Source organism: Cohnella zeiphila, from assembly GCF_014212055.1.
Classification (GTDB): domain Bacteria; phylum Bacillota; class Bacilli; order Paenibacillales; family Paenibacillaceae; genus Cohnella; species Cohnella zeiphila.
Map to the genome: position 1 here is coordinate 112,704 of NZ_JACJVO010000032.1, position 20,056 is coordinate 132,759.

Consider the following 20,056-nt stretch of genomic DNA (forward strand, 5'->3'; position numbering starts at 1 on the left):
ACGTAAAACATTTCATTTACGGCAAAAACGGGCAACAATCTTTATGTTCATATGATATAATGGGCCTGCAAGATGAAGTTCATTTGAGAAGGGGACGGCTCAGATGATTCATTTATACGGGCGGGATTTGCTGGATTCGGTAACGGAGGCGCACTACGCGTACCATAAGTCGCTGAACACCGTCACCGGCGAGCATTCGCACGATTTTTACGAGGTATTCCTGATTACCAAAGGCGCTTTCTATCATAAGGTCAACCGGCGCCGCACCTACCTGCCCGAGGGCAACCTGGTGTTTATCCGTCCGAGCGACGTTCATTATTACGAGAACGACGAGCGCAGCGAGGGAGAACTGATCAACCTGGCCTTCTCGACCTCGACCATGGAGGCGCTGGTCCAGTATCTCGGCGGAGGGTTCGAGCTGGAGAAGCTGCTGCAGCCGGAAGAACCTCCGTGCTCGTTCATAGACAAGCACGAGCTCAACGCCTTGAAGGAGCGCTTCCAGCTGCTGACGTTCATCTCGCCGGAGGAGAAGCCGAAGATGAGACGGGAGGTGCGGGCGCTGCTGGCCGAGATCTTCGTCCGTTATTTCTCGGAAAGCCCGATGGAGGACATCGATTCCGGCATTCCGGATTGGCTCGAACAGGTGCAGAAGAAGATGCAGAACAAGGAGCATTTCTCCGAAGGGATCAGCCGGCTGAACGAGCTGTGCCCCAAGTCGCCCGAGCACTTGAGCCGAATGATCAAGAAGCACTTCGGGCAGACGCCGACCGAATGGATCAACGGCATGCGGCTCAAATACGCCGCGAATCTGCTGGTCCATACGGACGAGAGCGTGATCGAGATCAGCATGGAAGCCGGCTATAAAAATTTGAGCCACTTTTACCACCGCTTCAAAGAGTACTTCGGATCTTCCCCCGCGCAATACCGCAAACTGCACCGCAAGATTATCATTCCGAACTGATCAGAATAGCACAAGGCTTATCAACGGCAACCAAGACGCCATTCTCCCTCTTGGCTATATTGTTAGTAGTCCGGACAATTGGCTTAAGAGGGAGAGATGCAGGTGGCAGGAAAGTTGATTCCGGCGCTGAATCCGGTGACGACCGGCCGGAACGTCCCGTTTCTTGAATTCCTTGACGCGGCCTCGCAGGCGGGATTTCCCGCGCTCGATTACTCCATCGAACCGTTCTTCGAGGTCGCGGGGAAGCAATCTTTCGACGCCGCCCGGCAGCTGCTGGAGCAACGGGCGCTGACGCTCGGTTCGTTCGGCCTGCCCGTCGAATTCCGCAAGGATGAAGAGACCTTCCGGGAAGGGCTGGCCCGATTGCCGGAGCTCGCCGAATTCGCCCGCAGGCTGGGCACCGGGCGATGCTGCACGTGGCTGTTCCCGGCTACGGACGAGCCCGTGGCCGAATACACCAGCCGGTTCATCCGGCGGCTGCGCGAATGCGCCAACATTCTGGATGCTTACGGCATTCGCTTCGGCATCGAATGGGTGGGGCCGAAGACGCTTCGCACCCTGAAGCACGACTTTATCCATACGCTTCCCGGCGCGCTCGAGCTGATCGGCGCCATCGACCGGCCCAACGTCGGCCTGCTGTTCGACAGCTTCCACTGGTTCACCTCCCATGCGACGAAGGAGGATATTCTGGCGCTGTCCGCGGAGCAGGTCGTGCTGGTCCATCTCAACGACGCCCCGGACCTGCCGCCGGACCGACAGATCGACGACCAGCGGCTGCTTCCGGGAGAAGGCGTAATCGATCTGGACGCCATGCTGTCCGCTTTGCAAGCGATCGGATACGACGGCTACGTGTCGGTCGAGACGTTCGGCGACGACTTGCCCCGGCTGGGAGCGAAAGAGGCCGCGGCGCGAACCAAGCGTGCGGTCGATCGGGTGCTGCGGCCTTATGCATAGCGGTCTGAATGAGGTGACGTCGTGAAAAAAGCAATCATCGCCGGTGAAAGGGCGGTCTCCCTAGCGGAAGTGCCCGTTCCGAGGCCCGGCGCGAACGAGGCGCTCGTGAAAGTGCACGTAGCGCCGATGTGCACGGAGTACAAAAGCTACCTGGACGGCAAGCCCCGCGACGGTCTCGGACACGAAGCGGCGGGCGAGGTGGTCCGGGTGGGCGGTCCGGGTCCCGTGAAGGTAGGCGACCGGGTTGTCGCCATGCCGCTCCAGGCCTGCGGCGAATGCGCCTTGTGCCGATCCGGCCACTACATCCACTGCGAGTCCAACCGCATGACGGACGCGACGATGGCGCAATTCGTCGTCAAGCCGGCGTTCCTGCTGCAGAAGATTCCCGACGATGTCTCTTATGAGCAAGCTTCGTTGGCCTGCTGCGGCCTGGGCGCTTCGTTCGGCGCCATTCAGAATCTGGCCTTGACCGCTTACGATACGCTGCTCATTACCGGGCTCGGGCCCGTCGGGTTGGGGGCCGTGATCAACGCCAAGTTCGTCGGCGCCCGGGTTATCGCGTTGGAATCCAACCTCTACCGGCAGAACCTCGCCCGAGATCTGGGAGCGGACGCCGTGATGGATCCGGCCGACCCGGACGTGTCGGAGCGGATCAAGGAACTATGCGGGGGCGCCGGACCGGACGCCGCGCTGGATTGCTCCGGCGCCGTGGCCGCGCACCGGCTGTGCATCGACGCGGTCCGGCGCAAGGGCAAAGTCGCCTTTGTCGGCGAGAGCAGCCGGGAGACGCCGATTACGATCAGCCGCGACCTTCTGCGCAAAGGGCTGCAGCTGATCGGCTCGTGGCATTACAACCTGAACGATTTTCCCAAGCTGATGCGCGTCATCCAGACCTCGCCTCTTGTCGACCGGCTGATCACCCATCGCTTCCCGATGTCCCGCATCGGGGAGGCGTTCGAACGATCGGTGTCGCAGCAATGCGGCAAAATCCTGTTGAAACCGTGGGAATAAGCTTCCCATCACGCCGAGGAGGAGAAGGAACGATGGCCCGATTAACCTCGAACGAAATCGAGCAGTACCGCGAGGACGGCTACGTGATTTATCGCAAGCCGCTCTTCTCGCAAGAGAAGCTGGACCGGCTCACGGCCATTTTCGAAGAGCATCTGAGAGAGAAGGGAGACAAGCTGTCCGACGAGCTCGACACGCCGCACTTCCGGGACGAGCGGCTGCTCGAATTTCTGCTGGGCGACGAGGCGCTCGACTTGGTCGAAGGGCTGATCGGACCGGATATCGTGCTGTGGTCCAGCCATTTTATCTGCAAGGAGCCTTACAAAGGGCGAATCACGCCGTGGCACGAGGATTCAGCCTACTGGAACGGCAGATTCGACAAGTACGACAACATCGTCACCATCTGGCTAGCCCTGGATCGCAGCAGCAGGGAGAACGGCTGCATGCGCGTCATCCCGGGTACGCACCGCAACGGCTTCTCGGAATACGAGGCTGTCGACAAAACCTATAACACCTTCCACGCGCAAATCAAAAACATCGACGAATCCCAAGCGGTCTACTTCGAACTGGAACGCGGCGAATGCTCGCTGCACGACTCCCGCATCATCCACGGCGCAACGGCCAACGCCAGTCCCTACCGGCGCTGCGGCTATACGATGCGGTATATTTCGGCCGATACGAAGATCCACCTGGAGAAAAATCCGGGCTGGCGCTTCTGGCTGGCCAGAGGGCGCAATCTTGCGGGCAATCCGTGCGAAAATGTCTAAATCAAAGGAGATGCCGGGATGAGACGACTGAAGGTAGGAATCGTCGGTTTGGGAGAAGTGGCTCAGGTTATTCATCTGCCGATTTTGAAAGCGCTGGCAGACCGTTACGAGGTCGCCGCGCTGTGCGATATTTCCCCGTCACTTCTAAGGTGGGCGGGAGAATTTTACAACGTGAGCCATCTGTATCGGGATGCGGCGGAGCTGGCGCGCCAACCGGACCTGGACGCCGTGTTCGTCCTGAACAGCGACGAGTACCACGCGGAGTGCGCTATCGCCGCGGCCCGCAGCGGCAAGCACGTGCTGGTCGAGAAGCCGATGACGCTGACGGTCGCCGATGCGGACGCCATGATCCGCGCGCGGGACGAATCCGGCGTCCGGATCATGGTCGGCTACATGCGCCGGTACGCGCCGGCCTTGCTGCAAACGCTTGAAGAGATTCAAACGCTCGGCAAGATCGAATATGTCCGGGTGCGGGACATCATCGGGGAGAACCGGCTGATGATCGAGCAATCCAGCGTGGTGCGCCGATTCTCCGACATTCCGCAGGAGGCGGCGGAAGACCGCGGCCGGCGGGCGAAGCGCATGGTCGACGAAGCGCTCGGCGACGCGCCGCAGCCGGTCAAAAATTCCTACCGCTTGCTGTGCGGCTTGAACAGCCACGATCTGTCCGCGATGCGCGAATTGATCGGCATGCCGAAGCGCGTGCTGTCCGCGCATCATTGGAACAACGGGTATTACATCACCGCCACGTTCGAATACGACGGCTTTAACGCCACGTTCGAGACGGGGGTGGACGCCCAACGCCGATTCGACGCGCATATCGAGATTTTCGGAAAATCCAAGCAGCTCCGGCTTCAATACGATACGCCTTACATTCGGCACCTGCCGACGACGCTGCATGTCGCCGAGACGGTCGGCGAGTCGTTCGAGGAGAAAGTCTACCGTCCGACGTTCAAGGATCCTTATACGGTCGAGTTGGAGACGTTCCACCGGGTCGTGACGGAAGGAGAAGCGCCGAAGACGACGCCGGAAGACTACAAGCAGGATTTGCAACTCTTCCAAATGATCTGCGAGGCGCTGCGGAAAAACTACGAGTAAAATCGGCCGAAGGGCGGGGTAGGCTTTGGAGAGAGGAATCTACTTCGACGCGTGGTACCGCGACGAGCATTGCTATCATCCCGGCTTGCCGATGCGCCGCGCGCAGATGATCGAGGACCTGGTCGATTACGAGGCGACGCTTCTGGTATGGTCCGCGCTGGGCGGCGGCGTCGTGTCGCTGCCGTATCTGGAAGAAGAGGCGTACGGCGACGTTCCGGCCCGGCTGCGGATGTACGGGTACATGAACGACGCGGAATTCATCCGCGAATGCGGCAAGCGCGGCATCAAGGTGTTCGGCGTCGTGTTCGAGGTCCAGGGCTGGGAGTTCCCGGCCGAAGTAAACGAGGACGAGACCGAGCTTGTCGGCCTGAACATCACCCGCGGCCAAGGCAAGAAGGGCTGGTACGGGCTTCGCGAATTCAGCCAGGACCGGTATCCGGGCTTGTTCCCGAAGTCCTTCCGGGATTACTTCCCGGGAGGATTGACGAACAGCGACGGCGAGGCGGTCGCGGACCTGTGGGAGGAATGCGCGGCGCGCAAGATGGACGGTTCCGCCGTTCATGCCGGCTGGGTGGAGGTGGTCGGCCACGAGCAGATCTGCTATCAGATGTGCCGCAACAATCCGGTATGGCGAGATTATCTGAAGAAGATCATCGAGATTCAGATCGACGCGGGCGTGCACGGCGTTCATCTGGACGAATGCGAGCTCCCGATCACGGCCATCGGGTACGGCGGCTGCTTCTGCAAGGATTGCATGAAGCAGTTCCGGTCGTATCTCCTAGAGCGCCAGGCCAAAGGGGATCTTCCGCAGGCGCTGCAGGAGACGGACCTGACGGATTTCCACTATGGCCGCTATTTGTCCGAACGGAACGTCGAGTATCCCGGCAAGCCCGGAACGGTGCCGTTTTTCGCCGAGTATTTCAAGTTTCAGATGACCGTGACGACCCGTTATTTCAAGGAATTGACCGATCATATCCGCGCCTATGCCCGGAAGCAAGGCCGGGACGTGCTGGTATCGGGGAATTTCTTTCACGTCCTGCATCAGTACATGCCGCTGGAGCCGGAGGTGGACATCGTCGTTACCGAGATGCGCCAGACGTTATACCGTCAGGCCTCCTGGTACCGCTTCGCGGCGGGCTTCGCCGGAGACAAGCCGATTACGATCGTCGAGAATCCGTACGGCGGCATCGTCCCCGAGCTGCTGGAGAACCTGAAGCAAGGGAGAATGGCGCAGCAGTTTCAGCTGATGCTGCTCGAAGCGGCGGCATTCGGCACCAATCTGTCGGTCCCGTACGGCGGCTGGATGGGCAACACGATCCGCGACGCGTTCTACGCGCCCAAGGAACCGACCATGCAGGTACAGAAGTTTTTGAAAAACGGCGACCGTCTTCTGTCCCGCCGGTCCGGCGCGGAAATCTTGATTCCGTACAGCTACCCGAGCTATTACTGGCGCGAGAACGAAGCGGCCGAACCGTCGGACGGTCAGGAGACGATGCTGTCCCCGCACGTCTCGCAAAGCGTGAAAATGCCATTCTGGGACGTCCTGGAAGGCTTCGGCCGGCGCCACATCCCGTACGACGTCCTGATTGCGTCGGACGATGAGCTGTTCGAAGACAAGTTCGACCTGCAACGGATCTCGAAATACCGGCAGCTGGTACTCGCCGATTGCAACAAGATGACCGATCGGCAGCTTGCGGTCGTGCACGACTATCTCGAGCAGGGCGGGAACGCGGTCATTTACGGAAGATTGGCCGAATCGTCGGCTTCTCCCGCGCGCGAGAAAATCATGCGGCACGCCAATGCGACCCTGATCGAAGAGGACGGCGCCGAAACGACCGATGTCGATCGGATCTTGGCCATTATGCGCGAGACCCAGCCCGGCGGCCGGTTCCAGATCGAGCTGGAGGGAGACGAAGATATCGGAATACACCCGCATCTGCTGGAGAACGGAGACGTCGCGATCCATATCGTGAACTATCGGTTCGATCGGGAACGGGACCAGGTGATTCCACTTTCGGACGTAACCTTCAGCCTGCGCTGCGAACGGCCGATATCCCATATGGAAACGCATACGCTGGACGGTTCGGGTCTATCCGTGGATTGGACCTGCGAGAACGGGCGGCTGCGGCTGACGATCCGGGAATTGCCGCTGTACGGCATCGTCGAATGTATCCACACCGGAGGAAATGAGGGGATCGAATGAAAATGAAGGCGAGCGTCATCGCGGGGCCGTCCAAGAGCGAGCTGGTCGAGACGGACGTGCCGTCGATCGGCGACGAAGAGGTTCTGATTCGCGTAAAAGTTTGCGGGGTGTGCGCCTCCGAGCTTCACCCGTGGATGGAAGGAGCGGGCTGGCTGGAGGCTCCCGGGAAACGGCCGATTTTCGGGCATGAGCCGGTCGGCGTCATCGAACGGATGGGCTCCAGGGTGGAGGGCTTTCGGGTCGGGGACCGCGTGACCGGACTGGTTCAGCACGCCTTCGCCCAATATGCGAAAGCGAATTACCGGGTGATCGTCAAGGTTCCGGAGGAACTGGACGATCTGGAGGCGCTGGGCGAGCCGCTGTCGTGCCTGATGAGCGGAGCGAGCCGTACGCCCGTCGCCCTCGGAGACGATGTGGCCGTTGTCGGGGCCGGGTTCATGGGACTGGGCTTCCTCCAGCTCATGCGGCTCAAGGGGGCGGGCCGTCTGATCGCGGTGGATATGCGCGAGGAGAGCCTGGAGCATGCGCGGCGCTTCGGCACGGACGAACGGTTCGCCCCGCAGGATGTCGACGCGAAATACAAGGTGACGGCATGGTCCCACATGGACCAAGGGATCCCGGGCGTTCAGGTGGCGGTCGAAGCGTCAGGCTCCCAGGGCGGCCTTCAGCTCGCGGGGGAGATGGCTGGCGTTCACGGCGTGCTCTCGATTGTCGGCTACCATCAAGGGAACGGCGGCATGCGGAACGTCAACATGGAACTGTGGAATTGGAAGGCCCTGACGGTCATCAACGCGCATGAGCGCAGAAGCCGGGTCCACGTCAAGGAGATGGAGGCCGGTCTGAAACTGATTGCCGGCGGCCAATTCAACATGAAGGACATGATTACGCACGTTTATTCCTTGGAGGAGGTCGACCGCGCCTACGACGCGATTCGGACCAAGCCTCCGGGATTTATCAAATCGGTCATTCGGATCGCTTGAAAGGAATACCGCTCATGAACGGAGAACGGCTTCGCTACGAGAAAGACGGCTGGGTCTGCGAATTCGATCGGGACTCGGGCCGGCTGCGTTCGGTCGGATGTCGACGAATGCGGCTGCCAACCGCAGATTTGGCGCTGGATGTCGGCATTGACGAGAGGTTCTGTCCGGGGCGGCTGAAATACCGTTCGCTGGACGGGCGGAACACCTGGGAGCTGCCGCCGATCGTGCCTGCGGCGGCGGGAGACCCAATCGAGCTCCCTGAATTTCTGGGCTGCGAAGAGGAACGGGACCTATTCCGGCTGGATTACCGGTACGGCGGCATGTCGGTGCAGATGCGCTACCGTGTGATAGAGGATACCTTGGAGGTTGACGCCGTCGTCCGGAATCTGGAAAAGCGCGAACGATTGATCAACGGCGCGGCGTTCGTCTGGAAGCTGGAGCCTGGTTCGCGTTCGAGCGAGATGACCTTCGAGTTTCCCGGCAACGTGCCGCACCGCGAATTCGCGGTACGGGAGCTATCCGCGTACCAGGCGATCGAAGCCGGGCTGGTCAATCCCGTCGTTCAAGCCGGCCTCGGAGACGAGCGCTTCAACCTGCTGTTCGTCGACACCGAAGAGAAGTGGTCGACCGGCTTATTCAAGGAAGCCGACGACTCCGTCGTGATGGTTCAGAACGCCGGCGTCGAGTGCTTGCTCGGACCGGAGGAGTCCATCCGCGTCGGGACGCTGTATGTGCAATTGATCGGAACGGGGGATCCTTACGAGCCGGTCCGGCGGCTGTACGAGCGCAAAGGATGGGTGCCCCCAAGCGACGGAATTCGCGACGGCGTACTGTATGCGTGCCATCCGTACGGCACGATGGACGCGGGGTTCCCGGATCGCCGGAGCATGGGCGAATTCGCGGAGACGCTGCCGGAACTGCGCCGAATGGGCATCGAGCATGTGTGGGTTCTCCCCATTTTCGAGCATCTGGAGCGGGGCGTCTATCATCCGACCGACCAAAGTATCATCGATCCCCGATACGGCCATGACGAGGACGTGCGGGTCTTCAGCCGGACCGCGCATGAGCTGGGAATGACCGTCCTCTTCGACTACGTTCCGCACGGTCCGGAGCCGGAAGACCCGCTGGGGATCCGGTTCCGCAAGTGGGCATCCGTCGACCGGCAGGGAGATCCGGCGATCGAATGGAACTGCCTTTCCTTCGACATGGCGAATCCGGAGTATCTCGCCTATATCCGCGAATTGGTCCAGGATCATGTGGACCGGTTCGACATCGACGGCAGCCGGATCGATTGCGCGATGGGAGGGCTGAGCAATTACCGTCCCTATCCGGGCAACCGCGCCAGCAGCTCCAACTTGAAGGGCGGCGTGGGCATCTCCCGGACCGTTCGCGAGGCGATCCGGGACAAGGGCAAGAAGCCGCTCGTCACGCCCGAAAATTTCAACCCGGTTCCTCTCTATGCTCCTTACACCGACGTATTCTACGATATGGCGCTGTATCGCGTCCTCTTCGAGCTGACGGAGGAAAGCGCGAATCCGGCTACCATGGCCAGGCGCTTGACCCGTTGGCTGGATTCGGAAATGCGCTGCACGCCGAAAGGGTATTTGAAGCTCCGGTTTCTCGGCAATCACGATACCGTGACCTGGGTGTGGCACGGCAAGCGGGCCACGGAGGTTTTCGGAGCCGGGCTCGCCAAGGCGCTGTGGGTGCTGATGAGCACGATCGACGGCATTCCGATGATCTATCAGGGGGATGAAGACGCTTCGGTTTACCGCCGGCCGGGTCCCGACCTGCGGCCGTTTTTCACCGAATTGTTCCGTGCCCGCAAGATTTGGCTCGACAATGACTACGACGTGCGTTATTTGAAACCGGCCGGTTCGGTCATGGCGTACACGCGCAGCAACGGTGCGGAAACAAGGCTCATCGCCGTCAATTTGTCCGGCGAACCGGCAACGATCGAAGCGCCGGCGTCTTTTGTTCCGGAAGACGTCTTGTTCGGCCGCTGCGAAACGGACGGCCGTCGGGTTTTGCTGGACGGTTACGGTTACGCCATGCTGGACATTCATGGGCAGCGCTGATCCGATCTCCGATTCGGTATCGGATCGGGCTCGCGTTCAGGCTCGCGCTCGGGGTCGCATCGGGCGAACTCAAATACTATACTGGGTAGCGGCCGCTACCCGCGGAAGACGCCGGAAACGTGGCTCCGGCGTCTTTTTTGCCCGTTAAAGAGCTTAGATCGTTTTCCGGGCGACAGAAGTTGCCGTTTGTTGGTTATTCTATGGTTGCGATTTCGAAGTCCGGGGAACCGCCCAAGGAGACTGCATGAACCATCATCGGATTTGGAACGGAGGAATCCTACTGCTCTCGCTGCTGTTCGCGGCTTTGTTCGCGGTTTTCGCGGAGTCCGTTCAGCATACGCGCGAATTGACGTCGCTGCTTAGACCGGAGCCGGCTTCCGGCGAGAGGCCTCCGCGAGTCGCGCTGATCTCCCAAGTACAGAACAATCCGTTCTGGCAATCCGTCGAAGAAGGAGCCGCATCTGCCTCCAAGCGCTTCGGCATGGACTTGGAATCGATGGGGCCGACCCGGATCGATCCCGAGGAGCAAGCGCGTTTGCTGGAGAAGGCGATAGCCGAACGCTTCGACGCTCTCTTGGTGCAGGGGCAGAACAATCCGGCTTATGCCCGGCTGATCGATGAAGCCGCCGCCAGCGGCATTCCCGTCATCACGGTCGACGCGGACGAGCCGGGAAGCGCACGTAAGGCGTACGTCGGAACGGATAATCGGGCCGCCGGGCAGCGGATGGGGGAACTTGTCGTCCGAAGAGTCGGCGAGTCGGGGAGGATCGGGGTCTTAATCGGCAGCGAGGCAAGCAATCAACAGCTCCGCCTGGAGGGATTCCGCAGCGTTGTGAAGCGGTATCCCGGCCTGACGATCGAGGATGTGCGCACCTCCAACATATCCCGTCTGCAGGCGGAAGAACAGGCCGAGGATATGCTGCGCGAGCACCCGGAGCTGAAGGCGATCGTCGGCTTCAGCGCGCTGGACGGGCTAGGCATCGCCGAAGCGGCCAAGCATCTGAAGGCCGACGATCTCCTCGTGTTCGGCTTCGACGATCCGGGCGAAACCCGGCAGGAGATCGGCCAGGGCCGGATCGCGGCGGCTCTCGTCCAGCAATCGTGCCGGATAGGGGAACAGGCTGTCACACTGGTTCACGATTATTTGCAGGGACGGAAGCCGGCCGAGCTTCACTATACGGGGACGATCGTGCTGGATCGGGCCTCCCTCGCCACCCTCGGGGACGGATCGTCCGCGGAGAGCTGCCCATGACCATCCGCGCGAGGCTGCTCATCGTCATTCCTCTCCTTGTTCTGGCCGCCAATGCGATGATCTTCTTCCTATTCCGAAGCTCGACTCTCGTGCAGGGCGGCTACGACCGAATGCTGAACCGGATTCTCGCTTACAAGCAGGCCGTTCAAGCCTCGGATCAATCGCTTCAGTCGTTGTACGACTACCTGCTCGATCCGGGGCCCGAGCTCAAGGCCGAGATGACCCGGCGAAGCGACGCGCTGCGCCGGAGCGGGGAATCGCTCCGCCAGCTCGGCCAGCCTCCGGCCATCGTCCCGCAGGCGACCGGCTACATGCATTTGATCGATACGCTCGCCGACCAGGAGCGCTACGCGGCGGAGGCGTCCGCGACGCCCAAGGAAGCGCTGGAGAGATACGAATCCGCGGAGAAGACCGCCGATTTCATCCGCGAGGAAGGCCAGCGCCTTGTCGATATCGATCTGGGCGTCGACCAGCCGATCTTGCGGGAGATCCAGCAGGAGAACAAGAGGATGACCCGGCTGGGAATCGCCGTCGTCGCCGTGCAGACGGCGCTCGGCGTCTGTCTGGCGCTCTGGGTGTCGCGCAGCGTAACAGAGCCCGTCGGAAGGCTGGTCCGACTGGCTAGGCACGTGTCCGAAGGCGGAACGCCGAAGGAATTGTACGGGGCGCAAGCGCAGGCGGAGGCACAAGCGCGGGCCAAGGACGAGCTCGGCATCCTGACAGAAGCCTTCCTGCAGATGATTGCGTCGCTGAACGAGGCCGCCGTCCGGGACAAGGAGCGGCTGGAGCGGGAACGGTTCGTTAAAGAATTGGAGCTGCGCGCGCTGCAGGGACAGATCCAACCGCACTTTCTGTTCAATTCCTTGAACGTTCTGTCCAAGCTCGCCTTATTGGAAGGGGCGGAACGGACTTCTGATCTGATCGTCTCCATGTCTAGGCTGATCCGGTACCGGCTGCGCAAGCTGGACGAACCTGTAACGCTCCGCGACGAGCTTGATCATGTGAGGGAGTATGCGGCCATTCAACAGGCGCGGTTCGGAAGCCTGGTCCGGTTCGAGACGAAGATCGACGAAGCGGCATTGACCGCGAAGCTTCCCGCGTTAACCGTCCAGCCGCTCGTGGAGAACGCGTTCGTACACGGTATCGCGGACATGGAGGCGGGAGCCGAGATTCGGCTTGCCGTCGTCCGCGAAGGATCGGATGCCGTCATCGAAGTGTCGGACAACGGCGCCGGCATGGACGAAGCGACCCGCCGGGCTCTGCTGCGGCTTGACTATGAACCGGCAGAGGCTTCGCGGGAGGAGGAGAAGCGCTCCGAATCCGCTTCGATGTCGGCAGGACTCGGCACCCGCAACGTTTTCCGGAGATTGCAGTTGTTCACCGGCCGCAGCGATGCGGTCGAGATCCGAAGCGCGCCCGGACAAGGCACGACGTTCAAGATTCGCATTCCGATGACATTTAAGGAGGAGCCTGTCGATGTACCGCTTGTTGATCGCGGATGACGAAGCGCCGGAGAGGGAAGGGCTGGAATGGATCGTACGGCGGATGCTCCCGGATACCTTCGAGATCCTGCAAGCCGAGAACGGGAGGCGGGCGATCGAGCTGGCGGAGGAGCGGCGGCCGAATATCGTGTTGATGGATATCCAAATGCCGGGCATTCAAGGGATGGAAGCTCTCCGGGAAATCCGGAAGCTGCTGCCCGACGCGAAGTTCGTGCTCGTGACGGCATATGATTCCTTCCATTATGCGCAGGCGGCGCTGCCGCTTGGCGTCAAAGAGTACATCGTTAAACCGGCGAGCCGGGACCAGGTGGCCTCGATGCTGCGGAGACTGGCGGACGAGCTCGACCGGGAGAGAGCGCTGAGAGACGAGCAATTGACGTTGAAAAGCAAAGTGTCCACGCTCCAGCCACTTGTGGAAAATGAGCTGGCGTTGATGCTGATGATGGATCAGGCGCTGGATAGCGGTCCGGAGCAGCTTGCGGAGTGGCTCGAATTTCCGCTGAAGGAATGCCGCTGCCTCGTCGCAGCGCTTCCCGGCTCCGAATCCGCGGCGGACCGCAAGACGCTGTACGAGACGGTTCGCCGCACCGCGAAATCGTTCGGTCCTTGCCTCGTAAGCTCCATCGTGGAGTATCACCTGGCCGTGTACCTGAGAAAGCCGCCGCAGGGGCCGGACGATTGGAAGGAGGCGCCCGTCCGTCTTGCGCACAAGCTGAGGGCTGCCGTTCAATCCTCGATCGGAAAAGAGCCCGCCATCGGCATCGGTTCTCTTCAGAGCGGCGTCGACGGGCTGAGGCAATCTTACTTCGAAGCGGTATTCGCTTCGACCTGTTCGAATCCCGTCTGCTTATTCGACGATTTGAAGCAGGGCGAGCACCCGCCGATGCCCGCACAGGGAGCCGATACGGCAGGCTGGCAAAGCTACGTCATGTCCGTTCTGCGGCGAATCCGGGACATCCGCGAGGAACAGACGCTGACCGTCATCGATCGGGCCAAGCAGTATATCCGCCAACGCTTCGCCGAAGATCTTTCACTCGAGGAGACGGCGGAATCCGTTCATCTGAACCCGTTCTACTTCAGCAAAGTCTTCAAGCAGCATGTCGGAGAGACGTTCATCGATTATCTGACGCGGCTTCGCATCGACCGGGCCAAGCAATTGATCGAGGAGGGAGATTGGAGTTTAAAGGAAGTAAGCTATGCGGTCGGCTACAAAGATCCCAACTACTTTAGCCGCGTATTCAAAAAAATAACCGGCGTCGCCCCCTCGGAGTACCGGTCGCGGCTCAAATAAAACCCCTGGATTATTTTAAGGTTCGGAGCAAAAGAGTCCGGTTCGTCGGGGAATTCCCTCCGATCCTAGCCGCGCCTTATAATTGTGCGGGAACAGCGCAAATTAGTGAAGAAGTTCTCCCGCCGCCATTCGCTTGGCCGATGCTATACTGAATTCCGTCCTCCTTATCCGACGGACGAACCGAACGATCCTCCCATAGATGTGGGGAAAGGACTGAATTCAGATATGGCTTCCAGAACGGCTAAAATAAGCAACGACTCTCAATTGAACATGAAGTATGTCACTCTCGTCTCCGTCATCGGCGCGGTCGGGGGCTTGTTGTTCGGCTTCGATACGGCTGTCGTATCCGGCGCTGTCGGGTTCCTGCAAGATCGCTTCCATCTGGGAGACTTCGGCGCCGGCTGGGCGGTATCCAGCCTGATCATCGGCTGCATTGTCGGCGCGATCGCATCCGGCTGGCTGAGCGACCGCTTGGGACGAAAGAGAGTGCTCATCGGCGCAGCCGGTCTGTTCGTGATCGGATCGATCGCCACCGCGCTCCCCGACACGTTCACGGGTTATGTCATCGCCCGGATGATCAGCGGTCTCGGCATCGGCATCACCTCGACGATCTGTCCGCTGTATAATGCGGAGATCGCTCCGGCTCGTTATCGCGGGCGGCTCGTCGCGTTGAACCAGTTCGCGATCGTGACCGGCATTTTCCTAACCTACTTTGTCAATTCCGGCATCGCAAGCGCCGGTTCCGACGCATGGGATATCTCGACGGGGTGGCGCTGGATGTTCGGCATCGGCGCGATTCCGGGCCTGATCTTCATGGCTCTGCTGTTCCTCGTACCGGAAAGTCCGCGTTGGCTCATCAAGCGCGGCAAACCGGAGAAAGCATTGGACGTTCTTCTGCGTATCCACGGGGAAGAAGCGGCCAAGCAGGAAGTGCTCGAGATCAAACAATCGTTCCGTCAAGAAAAGTCTTCGCTTCGGGAATTGTTCAAGCCCGGCATGCGCTTTGCTCTTTTCGTCGGCATCGGCCTGGCGATCCTGCAGCAGGTCACCGGCATCAACGCCATTCTTTACTATGCTCCCGAGATCTTGAAGCAGACGGGAGCGGGAACGAACGCCGCGCTCATTCAGACGATCCTGGTCGGCTTCGTGAACATGGTCTTCACGGTCGTCTCGATCTGGCTGATCGACAAGGTGGGCCGCAAGGCGCTTCTGCTGACCGGTACGTCGATCATGGCCGCGTGCCTCGGGCTGATCGGCCTTCTGTTCCATACCGGCCACAGCTCCGGCTATCTGGTGCTGGCGCTCATTCTGGTATACACGGCGGCATTCTCCATTTCGCTCGGACCGGTGGTCTGGGTGATGCTCTCCGAGATCTTCCCGAACCGGGTTCGCGGAATGGCGACGTCGATCGCCTCGATGCTCCTCTGGGCCGCGGACTACGCTGTCTCGCAGTCGTTCCCGCCGCTGCTGAGTTGGGCGGGTCCTGCGGCGACCTACTGGACGTTCGGCATTATGGCCCTCTTCACGGTCTTCTTCACGGTCGCGTTCGTGCCGGAGACCAAGGGCAAAACGCTGGAGCAAATGGAGAATCTGTGGATCAGCCGCCAAGCCGGCCAATCGCAATCGCTCGAAAATCGCCCGGTCAAAATCCACTGACCCGAGGAAGGTTGAAGTTCAAGGACAGCATCCAGGCGATGCTGTCTTTTTTTCTACGACGGCATAATGAACGAATATGATTTATGCCCATGGTTTTGTCAATGCCCAATAACGGCACAGCGTGCCGTAAGCCATTTGGGTGGGGCATGCATGCCCCACAAGCTTTGTTTGTTAATTGTGCTGTTGTAGTTTTTTTGAATTCCCGGCCTTTTCTATGCAAATCCAAGCTTCTTCGATATAATACAGGTAAGATACCTGTTTTAACCATTAGAGAGGGGGCCTTTATGGAGTGAATCCGCGCGGTCGCCGGTTCAGGCGTCTAACTTTTCAACAGAAGCTGCTGGTGTATTCCTTGTTCCTGAGCATTACCCCCGTACTAACCGTCGGTCTGCTGTCCTCGTATATCGCATATCACAATATCAAGAGCGAGATCAAGTCCCAACAGCTCGCGATGCTCGATCAGATTCAATTGCAAGTCAACCAGTTCATGAAAAGTCTTCATACGACCTCCATCATGCTCTCTACGAACCCGGACGTGGAGAGATCCGTTCGCGACGGCCCCGGAGCCGAACATTACCAAACGACCGTCGATATGAACGAAGCCGTGCGGACCTACCGCAATGCCTCTCCGTTTCGTTATCGAACGACTCTTATTTACAGACGGTTCGGCGACAGCATCTATTCGGATGAATACAGCGAAGAGAACGTGCGGCAGATGCGCCTCTTGCAGATCTTGGAGAAGATGCGGCCGAAGATGAACGAGGGGGTCGTCGTTCCGGCGGGCACGTTCGACGATCAACCCGATCTGCTGCTGTACCGCCCGGTTCCGATCAATTCGGGTTATACGGAAGGCGTATTGGTTCTGCATGTCGACCCCGAGGATATTTTGCGCTTCGTCGGTTCCATGGAGCAAAGCTTCCATACGCGCGTGATCGTCGTCGATCGGGAGCAAAGGGTGCTGCTCAGCTCGAAGCGGGAGGAGATGGGCAGAATCGTCGACTTCCAGGGGAAGAGAAGCTTGCCGGATTCCGGGAGTCTGGCCCTCCTCGACGACGATTACCGGATGGAAATGCAGAGATCTCCCGCGAACGGATGGACCTACGTCGCCATGACGCCGAACGCCGAGCTGACGGCGCGCCCGAAGCAGATCCAGACCGCCACTTTCCTGGTTGTCGGCGTCTTGAATCTGGTATGGGGCCTCATCGGTCTTCTTGGATTCAAACGCATGTATGTCCCCATCAATCACTTGGAGCAAAAATACGGGGTGCGCGGGAAAGTGAACCAACCCCGCGGGGACAGCCTGATCGCCTTGGGGGCGTTCATCGATCAGTTGACCCATACGAATGACGCTCTAACCGACCGGTTGAGAGAGCAGTCACCGTACTTCAAGCAAGGAATCCTCCGGAAGCTGCTGCAGGGAGAAATGTCCGAACGCGAGCTGGCGGTTGTCGCGCGAGAGATCGATCTTCATCCGGATGTTCCGTATGCGTATGTCATCGCGGCGGAAGTGGATGATCTTCCGTCCTTCCTCCAGAACTACCGGGAAGAAGAACGGGCTTACCTTCATCATACGATTCTCCAGCTTATGGAGAGCCGTTTCGGCGTCTTTCCCGACTGCTGCGGGCTCATCCTCAAAACCGGGCGGATCGTTCTTCTGGTCGGAACGAACGATGCGGATCTGGAAACAAGGTCACGGTTGGCCGGGTTCATGGACGACAGCCGGCAGCTGGTTCGCGAGGAGCTGCGATTCACCGTCAGCGGCGCCGTCAGCGGAGCGTACGAAGGCTATGCGAGGGCAGGAGAAGCGTTCGAAGAGGCGATCTCGCTGCTCGGGCACCGGTTCGTCATGGGACATGACGTTACGATCTCCGTTGATCGGTCGGACCGGAAGCTGCTTCAGATCAGCCGTCCGATCGTGGAGATGCAGAAGCAGATCGTTACGGATGTCATCCAGGGCAATGTGAACGCCGCCGGGCAGAAGCTATCCGAGCTCATCGCCGAGCTGTATCGGTCCCGGGTTCGGCCGGAGACGGCCATGGGCTTGTTCGCTAACATGCTGGGTGAATTGGATTATAAGCTTCATCGGCTCGGCTTTGCCATGCCGCAGGCGGGCGAAACGGACGTGTTCCAGAAGCTGCAGGGGCTGCGATCGCTTCCCGAGCTGGAACAATGGTTCGCGCGGGAATTGTTCCCCGCGGTCGGTGCGGCTTTGAGCGCCGACAGCATTCCGAAGCAGACCCGAACCGTCAACGAAGTGATGCAATACATACAGGATCATCTGGACGGAGAAACCTCGCTGCAAAAAGCGGCCGACCATTTTCAATTTTCGGTATCGTACTTGAGTAAAATCTTCAAAGACGTATCCGGCCAAAACTTCAGCGAATTCGTTCTTCGGCTGCGGATGGAGAGAGCGAAGGAATGGCTGGAGCATACGGATCAGCCCATCAAGGATATGGCCCGGCGGCTCGGATATGCGAGCGTCCCGAACTTCAACCGGGTTTTCAAGCAGTATTGCGGACTTGCGCCCGGGCAGTACCGGAAAGAGAAGCGGCAGCATCCGTACCCGGCATAAGCAAATTTTGCGATTTTCTTTATCATTTTTTTGAGAATGCCCATGCAAAGAAATGAGAATTGCGCGGAACTGGCCGGGATTCCAAGATGAAGGGAAGGAGAGCGCTCCGAACATCGAACAAGGAGGAGAGGCAGAATGGGAAAAGGCAGTTCGGCCCTAAAGCAATTCAGTTCCTTCCTCGCCGTCGTCACGATCTTATCCTTCATCTTGTCCGCGTGCAGCAACGATAAGGAAAGCTCCGACGGTTCTGCGGCACCGTCGGGGAATCCATCGAAAGACTTGCATATTCTACTCTCGCACTCCAACGCGAAGTACGCCATGCAAGTGAAGGACAACGATCCGTACATCAAAGAGCTGTCCAAGCTATCCGGCTACAACTTGAACTTCGAATTTCTGGGACACGGGAACGACTTCACGCAGCAGATGACGGTGCGCTTCGCCTCCGGCGACCTGCCGGACTTGATTCGAACGGACAGCATCGACTCCACGATGCATCCCGGCGCTCTGGAGAACGGGGTCTTCGCGGACCTGACCGACCTGCTCGATAAGTACGGGCAGCATATCAAAGCGAGTATCCCGGAGGAAGCGTGGAAGAGTCCGAGAGTCAGCAAGGACGGGAAAATATTCGGCATCCCGACGCTTTCCGCTTTGCCTGCTTCGCGCGTCGTGTATATTCGGCAGGATTGGCTCGATAAGTTGGGCATGGACACGCCGGTGACGCTGGACGATTACTTGGCCTATTTCGAGGCCGTCAAGCGGGAGGACATGAACGGCAACGGAGATCCCAACGACGAGTACGGCTTCTACGTTCGGGAGAACCTGATCTATTCCAACTTGTTCTTTACCGAATTCGGCGCCGAACCCGGCACCTGGTATTACCGCGACGGCCAGCTTCAGCCGGGAATCATCCAGCCCGAGATCAAAGACAGCCTCAAGTTCTGGAAGCAATTGTACGACAAGGGCTATATCAATCCGAACTTGTTCACGAACAAAGCCTCCGATTGGGAAGCCGGCATCAAGCAGGGCAAAGCGGGGTTATGGGTTCACGACGTGACGAATTACAACTCGAATTGGGGCTTGCCGGAGTTTTACGTAAACCAGGAAGGCGCCAAGGTCTCGATGATTCAATCGCCCGAAGGGCCGAAAGGGCATGGGCTCTCCGCTCAAGGCGACCAGATCTACTTCGTGTGGGTCGTGCCGGCCGCGAACGGCAAGGCGGAAGAAGCGATCAAGTTTCTGGATTGGGCCTGGTCCCAGGAAGCGGACGACTTCTTCGCGCTCGGGATCGAAGGCAACAACTACAAAGTCGAGAACGGGAAACCGGTCTGGAGCCTGGAGGATCCGGCGAACAAGGATAACGATGCCTCCGTATTCTACCAGTTGTCCATCAATCCTCGGGGAGACGGACGAATGAGCGATCGGGTGCTGGATGTCATTCCGAATTCGGAAGCGATCAAGGGCGGGATCGAGACGGCGCTGAAGGACGTATATCCGAACGACGGGCTGCACATGCCGACCTTGGAGGCGTTCAAGAATCGGCCGGAGCTGGTGCCGGGGACGGGAGCGGGAACGTTGTTCCTCGATATGTTCTCCAAGGTCATCACCGGAAAGGAACCATTGGAGCCGGCGTTCGACAAGTTCGTCGCCGAATGGCGCCGCCGCGGCGGCGACGAAGCGATCCGGGAAGCGACCGACTGGTATCGCGCCTTTCATAACCAATAATGCCGGGAGGGT

Annotated in this window: 14 protein-coding genes; all 14 read left to right on the forward strand. The window is 59.5% G+C overall.

Annotated elements, in window-relative coordinates:
- Window positions 1–103: 103 nt before the first annotated feature.
- Window positions 104–961 (forward strand): helix-turn-helix domain-containing protein, encoded by an 858-nt coding sequence (locus tag H7C18_RS24590; protein WP_185131758.1) that lies wholly within the window; start codon window positions 104–106, stop codon window positions 959–961.
- A 102-nt stretch (window positions 962–1,063) separates the two neighbouring features.
- Window positions 1,064–1,915: a TIM barrel protein gene (locus H7C18_RS24595; RefSeq protein ID WP_185131759.1), complete on the forward strand. Its 852-nt coding sequence runs from the start codon at window positions 1,064–1,066 to the stop codon at window positions 1,913–1,915.
- Window positions 1,916–1,936: 21 nt separating this feature from the next.
- Window positions 1,937–2,926 carry a zinc-binding dehydrogenase gene (locus H7C18_RS24600; RefSeq protein WP_185131760.1) on the forward strand — a complete coding sequence of 330 codons (990 nt, stop codon included), beginning with the start codon at window positions 1,937–1,939 and terminating at the stop codon, window positions 2,924–2,926.
- A gap of 32 nt (window positions 2,927–2,958) precedes the next feature.
- Window positions 2,959–3,690, forward strand: coding sequence for a phytanoyl-CoA dioxygenase family protein (locus H7C18_RS24605; RefSeq protein WP_185131761.1), 732 nt, complete (start codon window positions 2,959–2,961; stop codon window positions 3,688–3,690).
- A gap of 18 nt (window positions 3,691–3,708) precedes the next feature.
- Window positions 3,709–4,788 (forward strand): Gfo/Idh/MocA family protein, encoded by a 1,080-nt coding sequence (locus H7C18_RS24610; protein ID WP_185131762.1) that lies wholly within the window; start codon window positions 3,709–3,711, stop codon window positions 4,786–4,788.
- Window positions 4,789–4,813: 25 nt separating this feature from the next.
- Window positions 4,814–6,991, forward strand: coding sequence for an alpha-amylase family protein (locus H7C18_RS24615; RefSeq protein ID WP_185131763.1), 2,178 nt, complete (start codon window positions 4,814–4,816; stop codon window positions 6,989–6,991).
- On the forward strand, window positions 6,988–7,971 hold the full coding sequence (locus tag H7C18_RS24620; RefSeq protein WP_185131764.1) for an alcohol dehydrogenase catalytic domain-containing protein: 984 nt from the start codon (window positions 6,988–6,990) through the stop codon (window positions 7,969–7,971). Before H7C18_RS24615 ends, H7C18_RS24620 begins: the two co-directional genes overlap by 4 nt.
- A gap of 14 nt (window positions 7,972–7,985) precedes the next feature.
- Entirely contained in the window at window positions 7,986–10,049 is a 2,064-nt protein-coding gene (locus tag H7C18_RS24625) for an alpha-amylase family glycosyl hydrolase (RefSeq protein WP_185131765.1), read from the forward strand.
- Window positions 10,050–10,293: 244 nt separating this feature from the next.
- Window positions 10,294–11,301, forward strand: coding sequence for a substrate-binding domain-containing protein (locus H7C18_RS24630; RefSeq protein WP_185131766.1), 1,008 nt, complete (start codon window positions 10,294–10,296; stop codon window positions 11,299–11,301).
- Window positions 11,298–12,803, forward strand: coding sequence for a sensor histidine kinase (locus H7C18_RS24635; RefSeq protein WP_185131767.1), 1,506 nt, complete (start codon window positions 11,298–11,300; stop codon window positions 12,801–12,803). Before H7C18_RS24630 ends, H7C18_RS24635 begins: the two co-directional genes overlap by 4 nt.
- The gene (locus tag H7C18_RS24640; RefSeq protein ID WP_185131768.1) at window positions 12,778–14,094 is read left to right on the forward strand and encodes a helix-turn-helix domain-containing protein; all 1,317 of its coding nucleotides are present in this window, start codon (window positions 12,778–12,780) and stop codon (window positions 14,092–14,094) included. Before H7C18_RS24635 ends, H7C18_RS24640 begins: the two co-directional genes overlap by 26 nt.
- 213 nt (window positions 14,095–14,307) lie before the next feature.
- Window positions 14,308–15,750, forward strand: coding sequence for a sugar porter family MFS transporter (locus tag H7C18_RS24645; RefSeq protein ID WP_273388006.1), 1,443 nt, complete (start codon window positions 14,308–14,310; stop codon window positions 15,748–15,750).
- A gap of 289 nt (window positions 15,751–16,039) precedes the next feature.
- Window positions 16,040–18,322: a helix-turn-helix domain-containing protein gene (locus H7C18_RS24650; RefSeq protein WP_185131770.1), complete on the forward strand. Its 2,283-nt coding sequence runs from the start codon at window positions 16,040–16,042 to the stop codon at window positions 18,320–18,322.
- A 135-nt stretch (window positions 18,323–18,457) separates the two neighbouring features.
- A complete protein-coding gene (locus H7C18_RS24655) occupies window positions 18,458–20,044 on the forward strand; it encodes an extracellular solute-binding protein (protein ID WP_185131771.1) in 1,587 nt (528 codons plus the stop codon).
- Window positions 20,045–20,056 lie beyond the last annotated feature (12 nt).